Source organism: Devosia sp. (genome assembly GCF_014860165.1).
Classification (GTDB): domain Bacteria; phylum Pseudomonadota; class Alphaproteobacteria; order Rhizobiales; family Devosiaceae; genus Devosia.
Genome location: NZ_JACZKG010000086.1, coordinates 105,790 through 119,323, shown reverse-complemented (window position 1 = coordinate 119,323; position 13,534 = coordinate 105,790). Strand labels below are relative to the sequence as shown.

Annotated in this window: 12 protein-coding genes; 7 read left to right on the top strand and 5 right to left on the bottom strand. The window is 64.7% G+C overall.

Going from position 1 to position 13,534, the window contains the following annotated elements:
• Positions 1-137: 137 nt before the first annotated feature.
• Positions 138-1,664: a HAMP domain-containing sensor histidine kinase gene (locus tag IH615_RS22045; protein WP_291365456.1), complete on the top strand. Its 1,527-nt coding sequence runs from the start codon at positions 138-140 to the stop codon at positions 1,662-1,664.
• Between the two features lie 136 nt (positions 1,665-1,800).
• Here IH615_RS22045 and cobT read toward each other — a convergent pair whose 3' ends face one another.
• Positions 1,801-2,823: a nicotinate-nucleotide--dimethylbenzimidazole phosphoribosyltransferase gene (gene cobT / locus IH615_RS22040; RefSeq protein WP_291365454.1), complete on the bottom strand. Its 1,023-nt coding sequence runs from the start codon at positions 2,821-2,823 to the stop codon at positions 1,801-1,803.
• Positions 2,824-2,979: 156 nt separating this feature from the next.
• Here cobT and IH615_RS22035 point away from each other — a divergent pair, with 156 nt between their 5' ends.
• Positions 2,980-3,720 (top strand): adenosylcobinamide-GDP ribazoletransferase, encoded by a 741-nt coding sequence (locus IH615_RS22035; RefSeq protein WP_291365452.1) that lies wholly within the window; start codon positions 2,980-2,982, stop codon positions 3,718-3,720.
• 53 nt (positions 3,721-3,773) lie between these two features.
• A complete protein-coding gene (locus tag IH615_RS22030) occupies positions 3,774-4,478 on the top strand; it encodes a TIGR02281 family clan AA aspartic protease (RefSeq protein ID WP_291365450.1) in 705 nt (234 codons plus the stop codon).
• Here the strand turns inward: IH615_RS22030 and dusA are convergent.
• Entirely contained in the window at positions 4,475-5,470 is a 996-nt protein-coding gene (dusA, locus tag IH615_RS22025; RefSeq protein ID WP_291365448.1) for a tRNA dihydrouridine(20/20a) synthase DusA, read from the bottom strand. The genes IH615_RS22030 and dusA overlap by 4 nt on opposite strands.
• 186 nt (positions 5,471-5,656) lie before the next feature.
• On the bottom strand, positions 5,657-7,000 hold the full coding sequence (locus IH615_RS22020) for an MFS transporter (RefSeq protein ID WP_291365446.1): 1,344 nt from the start codon (positions 6,998-7,000) through the stop codon (positions 5,657-5,659).
• Between the two features lie 117 nt (positions 7,001-7,117).
• On the opposite strand from IH615_RS22020, the gene IH615_RS22015 reads away from it, so the two are divergent.
• Positions 7,118-7,777 carry a metalloregulator ArsR/SmtB family transcription factor gene (locus IH615_RS22015; protein ID WP_291365508.1) on the top strand — a complete coding sequence of 220 codons (660 nt, stop codon included), beginning with the start codon at positions 7,118-7,120 and terminating at the stop codon, positions 7,775-7,777.
• Between the two features lie 26 nt (positions 7,778-7,803).
• Complete coding sequence (locus tag IH615_RS22010) at positions 7,804-8,994, top strand: MFS transporter (RefSeq protein ID WP_291365444.1); 1,191 nt, start codon at positions 7,804-7,806, stop codon at positions 8,992-8,994.
• A 58-nt stretch (positions 8,995-9,052) separates the two neighbouring features.
• On the opposite strand, the gene IH615_RS22005 is transcribed toward IH615_RS22010, so the two are convergent.
• Positions 9,053-10,822 carry a sigma-54-dependent Fis family transcriptional regulator gene (locus IH615_RS22005; protein ID WP_291365442.1) on the bottom strand — a complete coding sequence of 590 codons (1,770 nt, stop codon included), beginning with the start codon at positions 10,820-10,822 and terminating at the stop codon, positions 9,053-9,055.
• Positions 10,809-10,997: a hypothetical protein gene (locus tag IH615_RS22000; protein WP_291365440.1), complete on the bottom strand. Its 189-nt coding sequence runs from the start codon at positions 10,995-10,997 to the stop codon at positions 10,809-10,811. The genes IH615_RS22005 and IH615_RS22000 overlap by 14 nt, the downstream gene beginning before the upstream one ends.
• A 269-nt stretch (positions 10,998-11,266) precedes the next feature.
• Here IH615_RS22000 and IH615_RS21995 point away from each other — a divergent pair, with 269 nt between their 5' ends.
• A complete protein-coding gene (locus IH615_RS21995) occupies positions 11,267-12,739 on the top strand; it encodes a benzaldehyde dehydrogenase (RefSeq protein ID WP_291365437.1) in 1,473 nt (490 codons plus the stop codon).
• Between the two features lie 25 nt (positions 12,740-12,764).
• Entirely contained in the window at positions 12,765-13,532 is a 768-nt protein-coding gene (locus IH615_RS21990; RefSeq protein WP_291365435.1) for a coniferyl-alcohol dehydrogenase, read from the top strand.
• Positions 13,533-13,534: the final 2 nt, after the last annotated feature.

Genomic DNA, 13,534 nt, shown 5'->3' with positions numbered 1-13,534 from the left:
ACCGCGAAAGAGTGGGTTGCGATGGCTGAGTCGGCGCAGGATTTCACCACCCGTTAACTACGCGCTGGCTAGAGTTGGCACCAGCGTAGCGAATGCGTGTTCTGTTCGCATCATTTAGTAACCGAGTACGAGTTCCCATGGCTTCGCAGCCGGCTGTCATCGATGATGTGCGCTCGCAGATGGGCCGGGACAGCAAGCGCACCGCACAGAAGACGGTGCTCGACGCGCGCCAGCGCCTCACCTCAAGTTCGGGTACGCGCGCCGATTTCGACTTCGAACTGATGCATGACTATGCGCAGTCCCGCCTCAATGCGGCGCTGCCGATGGCGGCCATCGTGGCCATTCTCGGAATCGTGGCGAGCCTGTGGGTGCCAGTGGTGTTCACCACGCTCTGGGCTGGGCTGGTGATCCTGAGCCTGCTGATCGTGGTGCTGATGGCGCAGCGGTTCAAGAGCATCGACCAGGCCAAGTTCAACGCCAGCCAGTGGACCGCGACCTTCGTGGCGGGGGAGACCATCTATGGGCTCGCCTGGTCGCTGCTGGCGCTGTTCACGCTCGTGGCGCATCAGGGCACGTTGACGCCCGTGATGTTTGCCATGGTGCTGGTGAGCGTGGCGGCCAATTCGGTCGCGACCCACACCCTGCCCCCAGCCACGCTGATGAGCACGCTGCCGGTTACCCTTACGGTTTCGGGCAATCTCATCGTGCTGGGCGGTACGCTCAACTATACGCTCGCCGCCGTGGCCATCTGCGGCGAAATCTTCTTTGTCTATCTGGCCCGCCAGATGCACGGCGCCGAGCTCGAAACCATCTCGCATCAGGCCGAGAAGGATGCGTTGATCGGCGAGCTCGAAGAAGCCCGGCATATGTCGGACGAGGCGCGCCGCCATGCCGAGCAGGCCAATATCGCCAAGTCGCAATTCCTGGCCACCATGAGCCACGAGCTGCGCACGCCGCTCAACGCCATTATCGGCTTTTCGGAAGTGCTAAAATCGGAGCTGCTGGGGCCGCACCAGGTGCCGCAGTACAAGGAATATGCCGGCGACATCCACAGCAGCGGCCAGCACCTGCTGAATTTGATCAACGAGCTGCTGGACCTCAGCCGCATCGAGGCAGGCAAGTATGAACTGAACGAGGAAGTGGTGTCGCTGGTCGACATCGCCGAAGACTGCCGCCGCATGATGGAACTGCGCGCCAAGGCCAAGGGTATCGAGCTGGTCTACAATGTCGGCAACAACCTGCCCAAGCTGTGGGGCGACGAACGCGCCATCCGCCAGGTGATCCTCAACCTGCTGAGCAACGCCATCAAGTTCACGCCGCAGCACGGCAAGGTAACGCTGGTGGTGACGCGCAGCGGCGACGGCGGGCAGTTCATCTCGGTCAAGGACAACGGGCCGGGCATTCCGGAGGACGAAATCGAAACCGTACTGAGCTCGTTCGGACAGGGCTCGCTGGCGCAGAAGACGGCCGAACAGGGCGCCGGCCTCGGGCTGCCCATCGTGCAGAAGATCATGGAGCTGCATCAGGGCCGGTTCGACCTGTTCAGCAAGCTGCGCTTCGGCACCGAGGTGATCGCCACTTTCCCCCGGGCACGCGTGATGGATGCGCTGGCGCCCGTGGTCGAGAAGCGCAACAAGCTCGAGATCTTCTCGCAGGCGGGCTAGGACTTTCCTACCCGCCTCCTTGGGGAGAGGTCGATCCTCTTGGGTCGGGTGAGGAGGCCTTCCCCTGCCGCAAAACAAGAAAAGCCCCCCACTCGGCGCTGCGCGCCGACCTCCCCCCAAAGGGAAAGGTGGAGCCTCAGCCTTCTTTGCCGCTGACCGATGCGCTTTCGAACGTGGCCATGTTGTTGTGGAGGTGCAAAGCCGTCTTGGCGAGGACCGCGGCTAATGCGGCGCCGCTGCCTTCGCCCAGGCGCATGCCCAGATCGAGCAGGCCTTTCTTGCCCATGGCCTCGAGCGCGCGCGCATGGCCGCTCTCGGCCGAAGTGTGAGCGAAGATGCAGTGGTCGATCGCGGCCGGATTGACGGCGTGGGCGATGGCCGCAGCGGAGGTGGCGACGAAGCCGTCGACGATGACGGGCACCTTCTGGTGGCGGGCCGCCAGCAGCGCGCCGAGCATAGCAGCGATTTCGCGGCCGCCAACGCGGGCCAGGATAGCCAGCGGATGGTCGAGCTCACCGGCGTGACGCGCCAGAGCGCGGTCGACGGCATCGGCCTTGCGGCTGAGGCCTGCGTCATCGACACCGGTGCCGCGACCGACCCAGTCGGCGCCGCTGCCGCCATAGAGCGCGGCATAGATCGCCGCCGCGACGGTGGTGTTGCCGATACCCATTTCGCCGATGCAAATCAGGTCGGGCTTGCCGGCAATGGCTTCCATGCCATAGGCGATGGTGGCGGCGCACATCTTGTCGTCGAGCGCCGGCCCCTGCGTGATGTCGCCGGTGGGCAGCTCCAGCGCCAGCTCGAACACGCGCAGGTTGATTTCGTGCAGGGCGCAGATCTGCGAGATGGCGGCGCCGCCATTGGTGAAATTGGCGACCATCTGGGCGGTCACTTCACGCGGGAAAGCCGAGACACCCTGATCGGTGACGCCGTGATTGCCGGCGAAAATGGTGACCATGGGGTTGTCCAGGCACGGCTGGGCGCGGCCTTGCCAGCGGGCGAGGAACTCCACCAGGCCCTCCAGCGCGCCAAGCGAGCCGGCAGGCTTGGTCAGCAGCGCATCACGCGCGCGGACAGCGGCGACGGCAGACTCGTCCCCGTCGGGAACGATGGTCAGGAGCTCGATGACGTCGGCATAGGCAGGGCTGAGCGGGGGCATGGCGAGTCGGTCTTGTTTCGGGTTAGGAAGGACGCGACTTGTTGCCGATTGCGGGGCGAAAAGCAATTGAACGCCGATGAGCCTTCTGTCCAACCCGATGAGCCCAGCAGCCCGCGCGCGCCGGCGGGTGGCATCGGCCTGCGTGATGATTTCATCATGGCGCTGCGGTTTTTCTCGAGGCTGCCGACGGGCTCAACGCCGCACCAAAAACCTGATCTGGGGCGTATCGCCATGGCCCTGCCCCTGGCCAGTGTGGCCATCGGCATCGGCCCGGCTCTGCTGCTGATCGGGAGCACGCTGATCGGCCTGCCGAGCTATTTCGCGGCGACGCTGGCAGTGGCCGCAGCGGTGATCGCCAGCGGCGCCATGGCGGACGATGCACTGGCGGATGCGGCGGACGGGCTGTTCGGCGGGCAGACCAAGGAGCGCCGACTCGAGATCATGAAGGACAGCCGGCACGGGACCTATGGGGTGGCGGCGCTGGCGCTGTTCATCCTGCTGCGCGTCACGGCGCTGGGTGCGGTGGCGGCAGTCAATCCGCTGACGGCGGCGGCGATATGGCTGGCGGCCAGCATTGCGGGGCGTTCAGGCGCGTTGTGGCTGGCAGTGGCGCTGCCGCCCGCCCGGCTAGAGGGCGCGTCGGCCACGGCGGGACGCCTACCGGCGCGGAGCTTTGCCGTCGGCGCGGTGTTTGCCGCTATCCTGCTGTTTGTGCTGGCCGGGCCGGCGACGAGCCTGGTGGGCCTGGGCGCGGCGGTGCTGCTGGCGGTGGCGGTCATCGCCGGGTGGACAGCGCTCTGCCGCCGGCTGGTGGGCGGGCAGACCGGGGATATGATCGGGGCACTGGGAGCGCTGGTGGAGATTGCCGTGCTGACGGCGCTGCTGCCCTTCGCCTGACGCCTTGAAATTGCCGCCGAAAATGCCTTTATCGGCGTGATGGAAAACCCCGTTTGGACCGAGGCGCTGGCATGATCTTCATCGGCATTGCGCTGGTCATCGCGGTTGGCATCGCCCTGCTCATCAGCGCCGATGCCGGCAGCATGGTGGGGCTGACGCAGGCGCAGACGGCACAGCTGATCCCGCTGCTGGTGATCCTCATTGTGTTCGCGGGCGGTCTGTTCACGCGGCGGCGCAAGGCCTCCGAACTGGTGGGCAGCGTGTTGCTCTGGGTGGGTATCTTCGGCGTGGCGGCGCTGACCTATGCCTATCGCGACGAGCTGACCAGCGTGGCGGCGCGCGTTGCCGGCGAGCTGCAACCGGGCGTGGCCGTGGTCGACAGCGCGGCGGGCATCGCCACGTTCCGCCGCGGCATTGGCGGGCATTTCGAGATCAACGCCACGGTCAACGGGCATACGACGCCGATGATCTTCGATACCGGCGCCAGCGCGGTTGTGCTCACCATTGCCGATGCCGAAGCGGCAGGCATCGACACCGAGGGGCTCAGTTTCACCATTCCTGTCTCGACCGCCAACGGCACCGGCCGGGCGGCGCGGGTGCGGCTCGACCGGATGGAGGTGGGCGGCATCGTGCGCGAGCGCGTGGTGGCCTTCGTCACCGAGGACGGTGCGCTGGACATGAGCCTTCTGGGGATGACGTTCCTCGAAACGCTCAGCCGCTACAGCGTGACGCAGAATTCGCTGGAACTGGCGGACTAGCTCGCTTCCGCGAGGCGCGGCCGACTCACGGCTTCGAGGGCGCGGTGCATGACCGAGGAGTCCGCGCCAGGCTTGCAGGCATCCACGCTCAATATCTGGCGGAACTGGCGAGCGCCGGGCAGGCCATTGGCCAGGCCCAGCATGTGGCGCGCGATATTGTTGATGCGGGTGCCCTCGGTCGCCGCCTCGCGGTCCGCATAGTCGGCCATGGCCTGCATGACGGCCTGGAGCGTGACTGGCTCGGTCGTCGCGCCGAAGAAGCGGCGGTCGACTTCGGCCAGCAGCATGGGCGTATGATAGGCGGCGCGGCCGAGCATGACGCCATCCATATGCGCCATTTCGGCTTCGGCCGCCTCGAGGGTTTCAAGGCCGCCATTGATGATCACCGGCAGCGGCGACAGCCGGGCGTGCAGGCGATGCACCCTGTCATAGTCGAGCGGCGGGATGGTGCGGTTTTCCTTGGGGCTGAGGCCCTTGAGCCAGGCCTTGCGGGCATGCACATAGAGGGCGTCGACGCCGGCGGCCACCACGGCATCGGCGAAGCGATCGAGCGACTCTTCGGTATCCTGATCGTCAATGCCAATGCGACATTTGACGGTGACCGGACGGTCGGTGGCGTCGCGCATGGCGCGGACACAATCGGCGACGAGGTCGGGTTCGGCCATGAGGCAGGCGCCGAAGCGGCCAGACTGCACCCGATCGGACGGGCAGCCGACATTGAGGTTGATTTCGGCATAGGCATAGTCCTGGGCGATGCGCACGGCCTGAGCCAATTCGGCGGGATCAGAGCCGCCAAGCTGCAGGGCCACGGGGCCTTCTTCGGCATTGAGGCGAAGATGACGATGCGCGTCACCATGCACGACCGCGCCTGTGGTGATCATCTCGGTGAACAGCAGGGCCTGGAGCGTGAGCTGCCGATGCAGATAGCGGCAATGCCGATCTGTCCAATCGATCATCGGCGCAACGCTGAATTTCCGATGTTTTTCAATCATCTATCTAGAAATTTCTAATCCACACTGCGATTGGACGGACTGCCCCTGCCGGCCTTTGCGCTATTTGCCCCATTTCATTGCGTTTTTCAAAGCGGAACCGTCAGTGTCGCGCAACACCGCTTTTCTGCATGGCACAATACACTCCATCTGGCCCCCTGAATCTGCCGTGACAGGCGTCCCGGCTGCCTACTCGCCAGGGGGAGGTGACGCTACGCCCGCCGGATTGAGCCGCGGATGAGTCTCTTCGCCGAATGCCCACAACAGGACGCCTGAGACCAACATCGAGAATGCGACGAACCAGAACGTCCCCTCGAGTGCGCCGCTGAAATGGGCGACCAGCCCAAGACCTAGGGCACCGAAACCATATCCGAGGTCACGCCAGAACCGGTAGATGCCGATGGCCGAACCGCGCCAATTGGGCGGTGCTATGTCGGCCACGGCCGCCGAGAGATTGGGATAAAGCAGGGCCATGCCTAGACCGGCTATGGCGGCTGATGCTGCCCACCACCAAACGCCGCTGCCCATCACCACCATGGCGACGCCGAAACCTGACATCCACATGCCGAGCACATTGGGCCAGTGACGCCCAACATGATCGGACAGCCGGCCGGTGAACAGCTGCGACCCGCCCCAGGCGAAGCCGTAGGCGCCGACAATCCAGCCGATGGCGGCGAGGTCCACCCCCTTCTGGAACAGAAATACCGGGAAAATGACCCAAACCAGCGCATCGACGAACTTTTCGACCAGTCCGGCCTGGCTGATGGCGGCCATGCGCCGGTCGCGCCAGGACATCAGCGTGAACACTTCCCAGGTCGTGGGGCTGTCGGAGATGTTGCGCGGATAGCGCGGACGATAGGCGCTGGCTTTGGCGGTGGCATGTGTGGCTGCCTCTGCCTTGGCCCAAGGCAGGGTATCGCGAACCCAGAACAGGGTCAGCACCAGCGCCGTGATCACAACGGTAAGTCCGAAGATCAGCAGCCCCAGCCTGACGCCGAAAGCCGTTGCGGCGTAACCGGTGACGATGCCCGCCACGCCGACGCCGACATAGCCGGCAAACTCATTGAGGCCGATGGTCAGCCCCCGCTGGTCAGCGCGGGTGATGTCGAGCTTGGAGGTCTGGGTCATTGACCATGCCAGGCCCTGATTGATGCCCAGGAGCACCGTTGCCGCGACGATCCAGTTCCAGTCGGGGGCGAAATAGATCATGAACGGGACAGGCAATGCCGCGATCCAGCCGAGCAGCAGGACGCGCTTGCGCCCGATCCGCTCGGAGAGCCGGCCAGCCACGAAGTTCAGCACGCCCTTGACTATGCCGAAGGCGACAACAAAGGCCGTCAGGAGGATGAAGGAGCCACGGGCAACGCCGAACTCGGCTTCGGCCAAGGCCGGCACGACCGTTCGCATCATGCCCAGGGCAAAGCCCACCAGCATGACCTGGAGGAGCTGATGGACAAATTGCGTCAGGTTCTCGCGGATGCCGCGGGTAAGTGTGTCTACAGTGTCGCCCGAAAATGTCGCACTATCGCTCATGCGGCGGTCTCCAGGAGTTGACTCAACATCATGATGGGACTCCGGCGAGCCGACCCTTGCGGTTCGACCTATGCTGATATATTCAATAATTTCATTGAATGATTGAGTGATACCCTGATGTCAAGTCCTTCGCCCAAGCTGGCCCTGTTCGAGCAGTTTGCCCTGGTCGCCAAGACGCTGGGCCACCCGCAGCGGCTTGAGCTGATCGAACAACTCGGCCAGGGGCCGCGCAGCGTCGACATGCTGGCGGAAAAAGTCGGGGCGCCTATCGCCAATATCTCGCAGCATTTGCAGTCGATGCGCCGCGCCGGGCTGGTCGCCGCAGAGCGCCAAGGCAAGTACGTCGTCTACAGGCTGGCCGACGCCAGTGTCCTGGCCGCCATGCAGGCCATCCAGCGGGTAGCCGAGAACAACCTGGCCGAGGTCGACCGGATCGTCCGCGGCTATTTCGGGCAGCGGGACAGCCTCGAGCCGATCACCCGCGAGGAACTGAGCGACCGTCTGCGTGACGGCATGGTCACCGTGCTCGACGTCCGACCTTCCGACGAATTTGCGCTCGGCCACTTACCGGGTGCGTTGAACGTGCCGCTTGACGAGCTCGACGCCCGCCTGTCCACGCTCGATCCGGACAAGGACATCGTTGCCTATTGTCGCGGCGCCTACTGCGTCATGTCATTCGAAGCGGTATCTCGACTTCGGGTGCGCGGCTTCAGGGCCAGACGCCTGGAAGAGGGCATGCCCGAATGGGCGGCCGCGGGCAACGCCGTCGCGTCGTGACCATACTGAGCGGAGAAATAGCAATCATGCAGCCCATGCACCGACAAGTCTTCCTGCTGGCGACCGCCCAAGCACTGTTTCAGATCGTGTCGGTGCTGGTGATGACCATTGGCGGCCTGGCTGGGAGCATCCTGGCGCCATCGCCGGAATGGGCGACCGCACCGATCGCGGCGATGTTCCTTGGCACCGCGGTGTCAACCGTGCCGGCTTCGATATGGATGACGCGGGTCGGCCGTCGGATTGGGTTCGTTGCTGGCGCGGGTCTTGGCACTTTGGGCGGCCTGCTCGCGGCCGCCGGCATGCTCACTTCCTCATTGACGCTGCTGTGTCTCGGCACGTTCCTCGCCGGGACCTATCAGGGCTTCGCGCAGTTTTATCGCTTCGCCGCCGCCGAAGTGGCCAGCAGTGCCTTCAAGCCGCGAGCAATATCGCTGGTGCTGGCCGGCGGCGTGGTCGCCGCGCTGGTCGGGCCGCTGCTGGCCCGCCTTGGCGGCGATCTGCTGCAGCCAGCCTATACTGCCTCGTTCCTGTTCCTGGCTGTCACATCCTTGCTGGCGGTGGGTGTCCTGTGGGGCGTCAACGTCCCCAGATCGGTTGATACGGCCGAGGACAAGGCCGCGGCCCGGCCGCTCAAGGACATCGTGCGGCAACCGACCTATCTTGTGGCTCTCTTTGGCGCGGTGACCGGCTATGGCGTCATGATCCTCGCCATGACCGCCACGCCGCTGGCCATGGTGCACCACAATCACGGCCTTGGCGCCACAGCCACTGTCATCCAGTTGCATGTACTCGGCATGTTCCTGCCGTCATTCTTCACCGGCTCGCTGATTGCCCGCTTCGGCGTGCTACGCATCATGTTTGCCGGCATTGTCCTGCTCACCGGACATGTGCTGTTCAGCCTCTCGGGCACCGGCTTTTATTCCTTTACTGCTGCTTTGATCCTGCTGGGGGTGGGCTGGAACTTCCTCTATGTCGGCGGTACCAACCTGCTCACCCGCACCTACCACACCGCCGAAAAGGGCAAGGCGCAGGCCACCAACGACCTCACGATCTTTCTCGTCGGCCTGCTCGCATCGCTCAGTGCCGGGGTGTTGCAGAACACTATCGGCTGGCAAAGCCTGAACCTGGCGATGCTGCCCTGGCTGGCCCTCGCTGCGCTGGCGATCATCTGGCTTGGTCGTAAAGGCGACCCGGCCGCGGTCGCTGCGGTCGCGTGAGCAAACCCCGCATGACGGGGCAGCCGTGGCCTCAGGTTCCAACTCGCGCCAGGCTCGCTCAAGTCGCCCTGTGCCGAATCCCGAGCTTGGCCAAGCGGTAGTCCAGGCTCGCCCGTGTCAGCTTGAGGTCGCGCGCGGCGGCGGAGACATTGCCACCGGTCCGCTCCAGCGCCGCCAGATAGGCGGCGCGCTCGATTTCATCGAATGATGTGGCGCCCTCCAGCGGGTCGACCGCGACGCTCTCGGTGAATGGTCGCTGGTTCAACTTTCCGTCCTTGGACAGGCGGACGGAAAACGGCGGCAGGAGTTCGGACCCGCTGAACAGGTGCACCACGTCAATGTGCCCGTCATTGTCGGCATAGACGGTGCCACGCTCGATCAGGTTCTGCAGCTCGCGGATATTGCCCGGATAGTCGTATTTGAGCAGCGCTTCGGTGGCGCGGCGCGTGAAGCCGCGGATCTGGCGACGATGACGTTCTGAATAGAACCGTAGGAAGTGCGCCATCAGCAGGGGGATATCATCACGCCGCTCGCGCAGCGGCGGGATGATCACCGGGAAGACGCAGAGGCGAAAATAGAGGTCCTGCCGCAGCCGGCCCTGGGTAACTTCGGCGGCCAGATCGACATTGGAGGCGGCTACGATACGCACATTCACCGGAATGGTCTTGCTGCCGCCGACGCGCTCGATCTCGCGTTCCTGCAGGGCTCGCAACAGCTTGCCCTGCGCCGAATAGGCCAGCGACGACACCTCGTCGAGAAACAGCGTGCCGCCGGCAGCACGCTCGAAATAGCCGGGCCGCGAACTGGTGGCGCCGGTATAGGCGCCTTTCTCGACACCGAAGAGCTCGGATTCCACCAGATTGTCGGGAATGGCGGCGCAGTTGATGGCGACGAAGGGGCCGTCGGCGCGCGGGCTCAGTTCGTGCAGCTGGCGCGAGAACAACTCCTTGCCGACGCCGGACTCGCCGACAAACAGCACAGTGGCGTCGGTGACCGCCACTTTCTGCAACAGGTGGCGCGTGCGCATGAAGGCGGCGGACACGCCGACGGCGACATTGCCGGTGGCGTCGGGTGCGGGTTCGCCTTCGACATGACGCGTCTCGGGCATTTGCGCTGACGGATAGGTGCGACGGTTCTTCCAGTGCAGGCCGAAATATTCGCGCTCGGGTGCGTCCTTCTCCCAGGCCTCGGCATTCTGCCCGATGACCGTGCAATGCTTGGCACCCATGCCGGCGCATTCGGTCTCGCGGAAAATCACAGGCTTGCCGAAGAGCTTGCTGGTGTAGCCGGATGGATAGCCTGTCTGCATCCAGCAGACGGGCTGGGTGGAGACGCCATAGCTGGCCAGATGCTCGGCGGCTTCGGAGGAATCGTCCCACAGGAATTCACCGAAGTAGGTTCCCCTGTCGCTGTCGAACTCGAAATGCTTGGTCGTGACCTTGACGAACCCTTCGAGCGTGTGGACGCGCGGTCCCGCGGCCAGGGCGTGGGTCAGGTCTTCCTGCGGCCAGCGCTTCTGGATCAGCTCGGCGTCGCGCACACCCTGCATATAGCCGATGCGCATGAACATGGCGCGGGCCGTGTCGGTGCCGAAGGCGTCGATGATCTCCTCGCGGATGCGACCCAGCACGGAGGATTGCATCAGCACCACGCGCTGGTCGTTGAGCCAGATGCGGCCGTCGCCGAGGGCGAAATGCAGCACCTCGGTCAGGTCCTCAAAGGTGGGGGCGGCGCCGGTCCCCAGTTCGCTGCTGGCGCCACGGGCAAGAATGCCGCTGGCGCGGCGCGACGCTTCCGCCAGTGAGATCAGCCGGTCAGCCTTGTTCATGATGATCCTCCCTGCACATAGAATTCATGATTTCATGAAATTCGCCAGAGAATTCTCCTGAAATAATGCGAACCTTGCTTTTGTCAGCCCAGATAGACCGTGCAGCAGCCAAGGCGATCGACCGGGGCGAATACTGCGCAAGTGTCTGCCGGCGCTCGGTTTTGGCGGTGGACATCTGCGCTTCTGCGGCTCTCGGTCGCGTCTGGCACGGCCCTTGCAGTTGAACTGGCAAGCCCGTTTGAGGAAGCGGGCGTGGGAGGACATCGACCAATCTGGTCTACGTGACGGCCAATGCGACGGCGGGAAACCGCCAGTTCGCGAGCGCTAACGGCTTGCCTGATGGCAGGCCTCGCCACTCCCACGTCCAGTCCCCTCGATACGGCAAGCCGGCACAAGCCGGTCCGAGGAACATGGCCGCATTGCCGGCATGAGGAGGAACACGACATGAATATCCAGAGCCCAAATTTCATCGCGGTTGAACGCTGGACCGGCAAGGCGTTGTTCAGCGACTGGCAGGTCACTGCCGGCGGCATGGTGGATGTGCGCGATCCAGCCACCGATGCGCTGCTGGCCAGTGTCGGCCTGGGCAGACCCGCCGATATCGCCCGCGCCGCTGCCGAAGCCCGGCAGGCACAGCGCGCCTGGGCCAAGACCCTGCCCACCGCCCGTGCCGCCATCCTCAACAAGGCGGCGGACCTGCTGGTCGCCAATGGCGAGGAACTGATCGGCTGGATCATGCGCGAAAGCGGCTCCATCCAGCCCAAGGCCAGCATCGAGATCGAACATGGCGCGCTGTTCATCCGCCATGCAGCGGGCCTCGCGACGCAACCGACCGGGCTGGTGCTGTCAGGCTTCGACGATCGCACCAACTATGCCAAGCGCGTGCCGCATGGCGTGGTCGGCGTGATCTCGCCGTTCAACTTCCCGCTGGTGCTGTCGGTCCGCGCCATTGCCGCGGCGCTGGCGCTCGGCAATGCCGTCGTCCACAAGCCCGATCCCCGCACCGCGATCAGTGGCGGGATCATCATTGCCCGCATTTTCGAGGAAGCCGGCCTGCCCAAGGGCGTGCTGCAGATCGTGCCGGGCGGCGCCGATGCCGGCGAGGCGCTCTGCACCGATCCCAATATCGCCATGGTGTCCTTCACCGGCTCGGCACGGGGCGGTTCCAAGGTGGGTGAGCTCTGCGGCAAGCATCTCAAGAAGGTGCAGCTCGAACTGGGCGGCAAGAATGCGCTGATCGTGCTCGACGATGCCGACCTCGACATCGCCGCCTCAAATGCCGCCTGGGGTGCCTTCCTGCACCAGGGCCAGATCTGCATGGCCACCGGGCTGATCCTCGCTCATGAATCGATCGCCGAAGCCCTGACCGAAAAGCTGGTCACCAAGGCCAGCCACCTGCCGGCCGGCGATCCGTCCTCGGGTCGTGTCGCGCTTGGTCCGATCATCTCCGACGGTCAGGTCGCCACCATCCAAGCCATTGTCGATGACGCTGTCGCCAAGGGGGCAAAACTCCTCGCCGGTGGCACCCATGACGGGCGCTTCTATGCCGCTACCGTGCTCGATGGCGTCAAGCCGGGCATGCGCGCCTTCGAAGAGGAAATCTTCGGACCCGTAGCCTGCATCGTGCGCTTCGGCTCGGACGCGGAAGCCATCGAAATCGCCAATATGTCGGAATATGGCCTGGCCGCCGGGGTGATCTCGGCCGCTACCGGCCGCGCCCTGGCGCTGGGCGAACAGCTCAATGTGGGCCAGTTGCACATCAACGACCAGACGGTCAATGGCGGCCCCTTCGCCCCCTTCGGCGGCCGCGGCAAATCGGGCAATGGCAGCCGCATTGGCGGGCCGGCGGACATCGAGGAATTCACTCAGTGGATGTGGATTTCGGTCAAGGACCAGGCCACCGCCTACCCGTTCTGATCCACCTATTCGAAGGAATGCTGCCATGAACCTTTCAGGCAAGACCATCGTCGTTACCGGTGCCTCCTCGGGCATTGGCGGGGAAGTTGTCCGGCTCGCCCGCGTCTCGGGCGCCCGCGTCATCGGCCTCGACCGCAATGACCCCCTCATCACGCTGGACGGCTTCGTCAAGGCCGATCTGGGTGATCCCGCCAGCATCGATGCGGCTATCGCCGCTTTGCCGGAGACATTCGACGGGCTGGTCAATGCGGCCGGCGTTCCCGGCACAGCCCCGAGCGAACTGGTCGGGCGGGTGAACTATCTCGGCCTGCGCCACCTGACGGAGGGCGTGATTGACCGGCTGAAGCCGGGGAGTTCGATCGTCAACTTCGCCTCGGTGTTGGGCGGCGAGTGGCAGCAGCGGCTGGCCCTGCACAAGGCCCTGGCTGATGTCGATGGCTTCGCCGAAGGCGAAGCGTGGCTGGCGGCCAATCCCGTGCCACAGGACACCTGCTACCAGTATTTCAAGGAAGCGCTGATCGTCTGGACCTACGCGCAGGCCCAGCGCTGGTTCCTCGAATTCGACATCCGCATGAACTGCGTCGCGCCGGGACCGGTCTTCACCCCCATCCTGGGCGACTTCGTCACCATGCTGGGCGAGGAACGCGTGGCCAATGACGCGCCGCGCATGAAACGCCCCGGCTTTGGCGACGAGATCGCGCCGCCGGTGACCTTCCTGCTCTCCGATGCCGCCCGCTGGATCAACGGCATCAACCTGCCGATCGATGGCGGGCTGGCTTCAACCTACATCTGAGG

Coding starts and splice junctions, on each gene's coding strand:
- IH615_RS22045 (WP_291365456.1), top strand. CDS start 138: ATGGCTTCGCAGCCGGCTGTCATCGATGATGTGCGCTCGCAGATGGGC.
- cobT (WP_291365454.1), bottom strand. CDS start 2,823: ATGCCCCCGCTCAGCCCTGCCTATGCCGACGTCATCGAGCTCCTGACC.
- IH615_RS22035 (WP_291365452.1), top strand. CDS start 2,980: ATGGCGCTGCGGTTTTTCTCGAGGCTGCCGACGGGCTCAACGCCGCAC.
- dusA (WP_291365448.1), bottom strand. CDS start 5,470: ATGATTGAAAAACATCGGAAATTCAGCGTTGCGCCGATGATCGATTGG.
- IH615_RS22020 (WP_291365446.1), bottom strand. CDS start 7,000: ATGAGCGATAGTGCGACATTTTCGGGCGACACTGTAGACACACTTACC.
- IH615_RS22015 (WP_291365508.1), top strand. CDS start 7,118: ATGTCAAGTCCTTCGCCCAAGCTGGCCCTGTTCGAGCAGTTTGCCCTG.
- IH615_RS22010 (WP_291365444.1), top strand. CDS start 7,804: ATGCAGCCCATGCACCGACAAGTCTTCCTGCTGGCGACCGCCCAAGCA.
- IH615_RS22005 (WP_291365442.1), bottom strand. CDS start 10,822: ATGAACAAGGCTGACCGGCTGATCTCACTGGCGGAAGCGTCGCGCCGC.
- IH615_RS22000 (WP_291365440.1), bottom strand. CDS start 10,997: ATGTCCACCGCCAAAACCGAGCGCCGGCAGACACTTGCGCAGTATTCG.
- IH615_RS21995 (WP_291365437.1), top strand. CDS start 11,267: ATGAATATCCAGAGCCCAAATTTCATCGCGGTTGAACGCTGGACCGGC.
- IH615_RS21990 (WP_291365435.1), top strand. CDS start 12,765: ATGAACCTTTCAGGCAAGACCATCGTCGTTACCGGTGCCTCCTCGGGC.